General features: G+C 44.5%; 4 protein-coding genes and 1 pseudogene. 4 read left to right on the forward strand and 1 reads right to left on the reverse strand.

The genetic code is table 11. The features are described 5' to 3' along the window. From AC07U6_RS22105 to AC07U6_RS22120, 4 genes are all read left to right on the forward strand, one after another. A partial coding sequence (locus tag AC07U6_RS22105; RefSeq protein ID WP_494764851.1) for a bacteriophage T4 gp5 trimerization domain-containing protein occupies window positions 1-457 on the forward strand: 457 nt, incomplete at its 5' end. A 3-nt stretch (window positions 458-460) separates the two neighbouring features. After that, entirely contained in the window at window positions 461-883 is a 423-nt protein-coding gene (locus tag AC07U6_RS22110) for a DcrB-related protein (RefSeq protein WP_494763321.1), read from the forward strand. A 26-nt stretch (window positions 884-909) separates the two neighbouring features. Then, window positions 910-5,544 (forward strand): RHS repeat-associated core domain-containing protein, encoded by a 4,635-nt coding sequence (locus AC07U6_RS22115; RefSeq protein ID WP_494763320.1) that lies wholly within the window; start codon window positions 910-912, stop codon window positions 5,542-5,544. Continuing rightward, window positions 5,522-6,106, forward strand: a complete 585-nt coding sequence (locus tag AC07U6_RS22120) for a hypothetical protein (RefSeq protein ID WP_494763319.1) — start codon at window positions 5,522-5,524, stop codon at window positions 6,104-6,106. Before AC07U6_RS22115 ends, AC07U6_RS22120 begins: the two co-directional genes overlap by 23 nt. A gap of 55 nt (window positions 6,107-6,161) precedes the next feature. Here AC07U6_RS22120 and AC07U6_RS22125 read toward each other — a convergent pair. Next, window positions 6,162-6,260, reverse strand: a pseudogene (locus AC07U6_RS22125) (SymE family type I addiction module toxin); the annotation flags it as partial. Window positions 6,261-6,383: the final 123 nt, after the last annotated feature.

Here is a 6,383-nt window from a genome sequence, read left to right on the forward strand (position 1 = left end):
AGAAGGCTACAACGAACTGCGGTTTGAAGATGCCAGGGGCAGCGAAGGGCTGTTTCTGCATGCACAGAAGGATATGACGACCGTAGTAAAAGATAACCAAACGACGACGGTGGAGAAAGGTAACCAGACTCTTACGGTACAATCAGGGAATCGGAATGTCACTGTGGCAACCGGGGATGAAATCACCAAGGTTGAACAGGGAAATCTGACAGAAAAAATAAAGATTAAACGGGGTACCTTGGCTAATATTATTGAACTTGTGGCAATGGCAGATAGCGCCCCGGGAACCCAATTATTAAAAGCATCAGATCAAATCGATCTACAAGTTGGTGCAAGTAAGATCATTTTGACGAAAAAGGCGATAACCTTAAGCTTTGGTAAAAAGAGTAAGATCACGATTAATGGTAGCGGCGTCTCTGTTGAAGGTCCTAACATCCATTTAAATAAGGATAAATAGAACATGTATCATTTTAATGAAGGGACAATTGACTTACCTGATGAGTGGCAAGATAAAACTATTCATGTATTAACCTCTGCACGGGATGACACAGCAGGATTGAGTTTTACTATTTCTCGCGATAAGAAACCCTGGGGAATGGCGTTTAACGAGTATGTTGAAAGAGAAATGAGTACTATCAGTAAGCAATTAACCGGTTATCAGCATATAAATAGAAAAGACGGTGTATTGAATAATAAAAAGAACATCGAGAGAGAGTTTGAATGGGATTCTGCACAAGGCCATATTCATCAATTAATGACTTTTGTTGACATACACCCGCTGGTATTGATTTTCACTGCCACCATGACTGGGCAACTTTCCACAGGGCAGAAAGAAAATGTTCAACAGCTTATTCAGACTTTGTCGCTGAGAGAAGCTGATTAACTATATGTGAGAGACGCGAGGGAACGATGACAGCGATGCAGAGTGCACTTGTAGGTGCAGGAAATTCGGGGAGTAATGCGGCGATCCGTCATACCGTTATGGATCAGACCCGGCAAGACACTGCACAACAATCAGGTGAGTTAATCGATATTTCCGGTCAAAGCGATGCCGCACGGGTGAATGATCAACTTCTTGACGTTGTTGAAAGTAGTGAATTTAACTATGGTGTCACGGCTGCAACGGGTGTGGTTGCCACCGTTCAGGGGGGCATGGCCGCTTCTGCGGCGGGCACGTCTGTGGCAGCAGGTGCCGGAACAGCTCTGGGTGTTTTCACCGTCGGTGTTATCGCAGGGACACTGGGTGGGATGGCAGGATCCTGGGTGGGGGATAATTTAGGCCATGCTGCGGTTGCTGTGGCTGATTTCTTCGGCGTTGCTGATGACCTTGGGCTGAATAAGGTTGCAACCGAGGGGGAAAATCCGGCCCGGATGGGGGATGATATTGCCCATCAAAAGAAGGATTTAGGGTTGTGGGGGGCGATTGGCGGCATCATTTTAGGTGCAGCAGTTGCGATTGCCGTAGGGGTGGCAGTGGCAGGGGCAACGGTACTGACTGGCGGAGCTGCACTGGTGCTTGTTGTCGGATGTGCGGCGGCGGCGGGAGGATTTGTAGGGGGAATGGTTGCCGCCGTAGGGAATGCCTTGGGGCAGTACGGTGAGAATAAAGGGAAAATCGTCGAAGGTTCACCCAATGTTTATTTTAATAACCGACAGGTCGCCAGGGCCGGTGATAAAATAACCTGTACCGATCACCCTGGCGAGCCTTCTCCGGTGATTGCGGAAGGGGCCAAAACCGTTTTCGCTAATAATAAACCGATTGCTCGTTTAGGACACCAGTCAACCTGTGATGGTAATATCAATTCAGCTAGTGGAAACATCATTGAAACAAAAGAAACCGGCCGGATATATAAAGTTATTGACAGTCGCAATCCGTATTTACGATGGGCAGTACCTGTCACTGCAGTGGTAACGGCTGTCGTTTCCAGTAAAATCAGTAAGTCATTGAATGGTAAAAATAATAACTCTAAAAACACCACGACGGAAGGAGACCCTGTTGATATTGCCACTGGAGATTACTTCCAACAATGGTCGGTTATTCGTATTCCTGGCGTTCTACCATTAACGCTCTCGCGTCTTTATCGCTCAAACAGCACATTTGATAGTGATGGTTTTTTGGGTAAAAAATGGGCGAATACCTGGTCTCAGCAGTTGACTCTGTATGATGACCATATTGATTATATTAATGATGAAGGTGTGGTGCTCAGCTACCAGGCTCCTGAAAATGATGTGCTCGCAAAGAACTTAAGAGAAAAACGCTATATCCTGAAAGGACAGCGTCAAGGCTCACTCTGGTTGTTCGATCATCAGACACAACAGTTATTAACCTTTGATCATGTCTATTTAAACACCCGGTTGTTAAGCAAAATAGAAGATCGCCAAGGTAACTGTATTATCTTTCATTACAATGACAACAGGTTAATAAAAATAACACACAGTGAAGGGTATTATTTGGATGTTAACATGGGGCAGTATGGTATTATTCACGTTGACCTGATCGCAAATGATTTTAATCAACGGTTACTGACCTGCCAATATGATGATCAGGGTTACTTAACGAGTTGTCACAGTTTTCAATTTGGTCATCTGTTCCATGATTATAATGCGCAGGGCTATATGACTCGGTGGAGAGATACTGATGCAACAGATATCGCAATACAGTACGACCAGTTAGGCCGCGTAACGTCACTAGGAAGTAAGGAGGGCTATTTTAGTGACCGTTTTGCCTATGACAGCCAAAACAGAAAAACAGTCTATTTTGATGCTGAAGGTGGGCAGAAAACGAGTTATTATAACGAGCGCGATTTGGTCATTAAAAGTGTTGATGCACTAGGAAATATAACAACATACGAATGGGATATTACTAATAAGGTCGCGGAAACGGATGCATTAGGCAGGACAACACGTTATGAATATAATAATTATGACCAAGTAATCTGTGTTATTTCACCCGCTCAGGAATCCACGTGTTATCAATACGACCCATTGGGGCAATTAACGGATATTATTTCTGCACAGGGTGAGCGGTGGCATTACAGCTATGATAAATATGGTTTACTCAGGCGACTTGAGGAGCCGTCCGGAAAATATACGGAGTATCGTTATAATCCTCAGGGGGAGGTATTACGTAGAACTGACTCCACGGGTAAAGAATGGCGATACTATTACAGCGACGATAAATCCAGTGTAGACATTCAGTCACCGGGGGGAGAGCGAACCCGCATCGATATTGACTGTTTAGGGCGTATTCAGTCAGTGACCGATGCTGCAGGGCAGAAAACCCGCTACTATCACAGTGCGTTTCACGCTAATCCACAGGGTAGTACCAATGAAATTATGTTACCGGATGGTGTCCGCCAGTACATTGATTATAACAGCGAGCGTCTGGTGACACGCGTTACTGATGGTGAAGGTAAGGTAAGGCAATACCAGTATGGTACACTGGATTTACTGCTGGCGCAGACTCGTCCTGACGGTCAACATTTTCAGTATCAGTATGATAAATTAATGCGTTTGACGGGGATCACTAATGCTGCTGGAGAACAGTATCAGCTCGTACGTGATGTGTCTGGGAGGGTCTGTGAAGAAATCGACTTTACCGGGCGCAGGCAATATTACTGTCATGATGCCGTGGGACGCCTTAAGAGTCGACGTGTAGGTAGCCAGGTCACCACCTTCCATTACGATATTCATGATCATGTATTGTTGGAGCAAAGCTGGTTAGCCGAGGAATATCAATCAACCCTCCAGGCAGAAACACACTATGAATATGATGATAAAGGTCACCTGATCGCGGCCCGTAATTCCGATGCCAGCGTGGAGTTCCAGTACAATGATGTTCATCAGCTTATCGCTGAAACAATAAATGGTAAAACCTCTTATTATCAATATGATAAGCATGCTGGTGCATTGCTTGAACAGCGACGAGGGAAACTGGCACTCACGTTTGCCTATAGCCCGGAAGGTTTATTACAGCAATTACAAGTTAATCACCACCCCCCCTTGTCCTTCCGGTACGATGTATTAGGGCGAGAGATTGCCCGTCAAAGTGATGCAGGGTTTGTTCAGGCACAAAATTATACGCTTAATGGGCAGTTATTCAGCCAGGCCGCAGGACGTAATTCGGCGTTACTGATGGCACAGTTAAATGAACATCAGTTACAGCCATTAGTGTCTGGTGTGGTTAATCGGTGCTGGGAATATGATAAGGCGTTTAACGTCACGGCTATTGATGACAATCGTTGGGGCAAAGAACATTATAGTTATAATGAAAATGACCAGATTATCCACACGCAGACCGGTGCAATCTACGGAAAAGCCCAGCGTTTCTCCTACGATGCCAATCTGAACCTGCTCTCTCAGACCGATATTATCAATAAGGTACAACCCTCAACCTCTGGCGTTCAACTGCAACACCACCATGGTCGGGTGATCCGTCGCGGTGATCACCACTATATCTATAACGAATTCGGGCAACTGACAGAGAAACGTGAGCTGAAAGAGGGTTTCCGTCCTCAGGTTTGGAAATACCGCTGGAATGCCGAAGGCAGGCTGACGGAATTACTGACACCGCAACAAGTCCGCTGGCGTTACGCTTATGATGCTTTTGGGCGGAGGATACGCAAGTTTCAGGTTATTGAAGGCAATAAAAAACCCCTTTCTGGTGTTATGGCTGAGGACCTTCCCGGCTCAGAGCCTGTTAACGCCGGGTTCCGGTTAGCCGGCCAGATCATTGGTTATGAGTATCAGTGGCAGGGTGATCGGTTGACGGAAGAGATCCCCGTTTATGCAGATGGTACCGTAGCGGAAGATGCAGCCATTCACTGGCTCTATCGTCCTGGTGATATCACACCTTTTGCCCGCTATGAAAAAGGGAGGCTGCATTATGTGGTGGCGGACCAGATAGGCACGCCGCGAGAACTCTTGAGTGAAACGGGTAAGCTGGCCTGGGCAGGTCGTACGGATGTATGGGGAAAGGTGAAGGTTTGGCGTAAGGCTGCTAACGATGAAGATAATCCCGAATGCAGGATAAGGTTTCCGGGTCAATATGAAGATGAAGAGTCGGGTTTACACTACAATCGTTTCAGGTATTATGATCCAAATACAGCGCAGTATTTGAGTGCTGACCCGATAGGGCTGGCGGGTGGTGAGAGGCCGTATGGTTATGTGCATAATCCGTTGAGCTGGGTTGATCCGCTGGGCCTGACTCCATGTGCAAATGGGGGGAATGCTAAAAAACATGGTGGCACAGGACATAATAATTTTATTGATAATCTTATTGCGGATGCTCGCAGTCAGGGTGCTACAAATATCAGGAAAAACCAATGGCAGGTAGATGTTAATGGAAATGTTGTTGGTAAAAATAGACCGGATGTTCAATTTGATTTAAATGGTAAACATTATAATATTGAGGTTGATACAACAATAAAAGGCAGCGTTGGTCACCAAAATACTATACCTGTACTTGATCCCAACTCAAGAAATACATTTTGGCTAATTGATGACTTAGGGAATATTTTAAATGGCCACTCAACCATCCGATAATAAAAAATTAGTGTTTGCTGTAGTGAACAGTGATTTTAATCATATAGAAAGAACTATCCATAATGGATTGAACTGGCCGAGTGAGCCAATAAGTAGTCGAAAACTTATTGAGGAAATACACTTGACTATTCAACGTGGTGGGGCCTTGCCGTCCGAGGGGGTTTTCTATTATCCGTGTATAAATGACAGCAAATTAATTTTTCTGTCTAATTTATCTGATGGATGGGACTCTTTACTTTATTGCCTGTCAAAACAGAATAAATCTAGCTATCTACTGTTTAGGTTATTGATGGGGGAATACCCTCTGATGGAAATGAGTTTTATTGAGTCAGGGAAAACAATACGTTTAATTAGAGTGATAAAAGAAAATAAATGGATTTTTTATGAGGTCGGGGAACCGTTATGGTTTGAAGAAAAGGAAAGCTATTCAAAAAGAAGAATCGCAGATAGAATTACTTATGATCTCTTACTCTCCTATTCACGGAAAAATGGCATTGACTTTGAATCCCCCGCATTTTTTAAAACGGAAAAAGAATCACTATGGTTGAATGAAATACGATAGTTTATTTAAATAAAAAGCCGGGAAAGAAATTAAACTTTCCCAGCTTTTTTATTATTTAACTCTCGTTCAGCACACTAAACATCCCGTTACACATCCCCTTAACAGTCTGTTTAACCTGATAAAGTTCCCTGCGCAGTTCCTGTACTAAGTTGTTTCCTTAGTTACACCCATAAATCTAGTCAGAATGCTGAAACGATAGATTGTAAGCACACCCGTTTTAGTTCCACACACTTTTTGAGATTTCCGGGTTCTCTGCCATCAGCCGGTACTCTTCCGG

It is taken from the genome of Erwinia sp. GW821-FHT03D09 (assembly GCF_059420805.1).